Consider the following 571-nt stretch of genomic DNA (forward strand, 5'->3'; position numbering starts at 1 on the left):
GGTCTCACGATCCCTGACCTCTTTAGGACGTTTGGCAATAGACGTGCCAATCCTAAATGTCCCACGTGTTTCTTTTGCTTGTCGAGTCTTTCCTTTACGACGAAGGACGCTTAAATCCAGATCAATCAAACCAGCATAGAGCCAGTTATAGATGGTCTTAAAAGCTACCATTGGCTTTTGTTCAAGCTGATAGCGACCACAAATCTGTTCAGGTGACCAAGAAGCTTTTAAACCCTTCTCAATTTCCTTTTTTAACTTTGGTGTCAAACGAGATTTTCGACCTTTTTGCTTGGCCCTGTGATCGTACTGTTCCTGTGCTAAGGCTGCGGAGTAACCATTTTTGCATCGACTTAGCTCTCTTGAAATGGTGGACTTATGGACGCCAAGTTTACTTGCAATTTGGCAAGGTTTCAAACCTAAATCCAAGTAAGTTTCTATCTTTATTCGGTCGGTTATGGTAAGATGGGAGTGGCTCATAGTTTTTCCTCGGGTTCTGTTTGTGTGGTTACTTACAGTTTACACCAATGAAACGCTATGAGTTTTTTTGTTGCACTATATTTTACAATTTATC

1 protein-coding gene is annotated in these 571 nt (G+C 41.2%); it reads right to left on the reverse strand.

Annotated elements, in window-relative coordinates; genetic code table 11:
- Positions 1 to 477: IS30 family transposase (locus tag STRDD10_RS10055; protein WP_156468663.1), on the reverse strand; the 477-nt coding region annotated here is incomplete at its 3' end.
- Positions 478 to 571 lie beyond the last annotated feature (94 nt).

This window comes from Streptococcus sp. DD10 (genome assembly GCF_001578805.1).
Classification (GTDB): Bacteria; Bacillota; Bacilli; order Lactobacillales; family Streptococcaceae; genus Streptococcus.